General features: G+C 39.3%; 2 protein-coding genes and 1 pseudogene. 1 reads left to right on the top strand and 2 read right to left on the bottom strand.

The window, feature by feature from the left end; all coding sequences use genetic code 11:
- The first annotated feature begins 3 nt into the window (after positions 1–3).
- On the top strand, positions 4–1,197 hold the full coding sequence (locus AC11ZT_RS08030; RefSeq protein WP_484059102.1) for a class I SAM-dependent rRNA methyltransferase: 1,194 nt from the start codon (positions 4–6) through the stop codon (positions 1,195–1,197).
- A 60-nt stretch (positions 1,198–1,257) separates the two neighbouring features.
- Here AC11ZT_RS08030 and AC11ZT_RS08025 read toward each other — a convergent pair whose 3' ends face one another.
- Positions 1,258–1,728: a hypothetical protein gene (locus tag AC11ZT_RS08025; protein ID WP_484059101.1), complete on the bottom strand. Its 471-nt coding sequence runs from the start codon at positions 1,726–1,728 to the stop codon at positions 1,258–1,260.
- 112 nt (positions 1,729–1,840) lie between these two features.
- Positions 1,841–2,029 (bottom strand): annotated as a pseudogene (locus AC11ZT_RS08020) (peptidase T); the annotation flags it as partial.

Below are 2,029 nucleotides of genomic sequence, written 5' to 3'. Positions count from 1 at the left end.
GAAATGAGAAATGAAAAAACTGTACTTATTAAATCGAATTATAGTAATAAAATAAAACGAGGCTATCCGTTGCTGACGAAGGATGCGTTTGTAAGTAGTCATGCTCTTCTAGAAGAAGGAGACATTCTTCGTTTGGTGGATGAGAAAAAGCAGTTTCTGGCAAAAGGATATTACGGGAAGCAAAACAAGGGATTGGGCTGGGTATTGACGGAAAATGAGACCGAATCCATTAATCAAACGTTTGTTGAACAAAAAATACGAAAAGCGATTCAGCATCGCGCCGCTTTTTATCAGGACGAACAGACGACAGCATTTCGTGTATTTAACGGAGAAGGCGACGGAATTGGTGGCCTTATCATTGATTATTATGATGGTTATTATGTTATGAGTTGGTATAGCAAGGGAATTTATACGTTTAAAGAGGATGTATTGCAGTCTTTACAAAATATCGTAGAATACAAGGGGATTTACGAAAAGAAGCGGTTTGATACGAAGGGACAGTATGTCGATGATGATGACTTTGTTACAGGGGAGAGAGGGCAGTTTCCACTTATCGTGAAGGAAAATGGCGCACGCTTTGCCGTCTACTTGAATGATGGAGCGATGGTCGGGGTGTTCCTTGACCAACGCGATGTGAGACGGACGATTCGAGATAAGTATGCAAGCGGAAAAACGGTGTTAAATATGTTCTCATATACGGGTGCATTTTCTGTGTTTGCTGCGCTTGGCGGTGCGGCAAAGACGACAAGTGTTGATTTAGCAAACCGTAGCTTAGCGAAAACAATTGAACAATTTAGTATCAATGAGATCGATTATGAGGCGCAGGATATTATCGTAGAAGATGTTTTCCATTATTTTAAGTATGCTGTTCGAAAGAAACTATCTTTTGATATGGTTATTCTTGATCCGCCTAGTTTTGCAAAATCGAAGAAATACACATTTAGTGCAGCAAAGGATTATACGAATTTATTAAAAGAAACGATTGCCATCACAGCAGACAAAGGAATCATTGTGGCATCTACAAATGCCAGTACGTTTGGCATGCATACATTCAAGGAATTTATCGATACGGCCTTTCATGAAACGGGTACTGCGTATAAAATCGTAGAAGAATTTTCATTGCCAGCTGATTTTAAAACAATACGAGAATATAAAGAGGGAAATTATCTTAAGGTTGTATTTATTCAAAAGCTGTAAAAGAAAAAAGGGTCGTTCCTATATAAGGATCGATCCTTTTCGTTACATATAGCCTAGCAATTAGGAGCGGCGTTTAAATCCTTCTTCATCCAAATAGCCGAGCGCCTGGTTATAAGAGACAAAGGTACCGTCCAGTAGATCTCCAGCGTACACATTCCACATATCCTCTTCTTCTAGGAGGATAAGCGTATGACCTTGGTCGTTCACCCATTCTTCTGGTTGATGCGCTTCCGTATGTTCTTCGGTAGTAGTGGATTTGGATAGGCCGCGAATGGATCTTTCTATGACAGAGCGAAGCTGCTCTTCAGAAAAATCGCGAATGTTTACAAAACCTTTATCATTGGTTGCAAAACCATGAATATGTTCTGCGTAGACAAAGCCATTTCCGTTTGGATGGAGATGATAGACAACGTTCTTCTTATCTGATGTACTTTCTTCATAATGAAAATTAATTCGTCCGAGTGAAACGTCTTTTCGTTTTAATACAGGGAACGATGTAATAATAGCAAGTTTTTCTTCAAAAGTTAGCATATAGCCTCCGTAAGTTGGGGTATTCAATCGTTTGTTCATTATAGCATAGATAGTCTTTCGTGATAAATGAAGCTAGCTCAAATACGAGCTAGCTTCGTTTTATTTTGATTGGTTATGCACGTTTTTCAAACAATTGTGCAATTTCCATAACAACGTTCGTTGCTTTTTCCATATTATCAACGGAAATGTATTCATATCGGCCATGGAAGTTTTCGCCGCCTGTAAAGATATTTGGCGTAGGAAGTCCCATATAAGAAAGCTGTGCGCCATCTGTTCCGCCACGAATTGGACGAATGTTTGG

It is taken from the genome of Ectobacillus sp. (assembly GCF_056992975.1).
This window is presented reverse-complemented; position numbering and strand designations above follow the sequence as displayed.

What these genes read in the sequence shown, in the direction of transcription:
- AC11ZT_RS08030 (WP_484059102.1), top strand. Translation starts at nt 4, where the DNA reads ATGAGAAATGAAAAAACTGTACTTATTAAATCGAATTATAGTAATAAA.
- AC11ZT_RS08025 (WP_484059101.1), bottom strand. Translation starts at nt 1,728, where the DNA reads ATGCTAACTTTTGAAGAAAAACTTGCTATTATTACATCGTTCCCTGTA.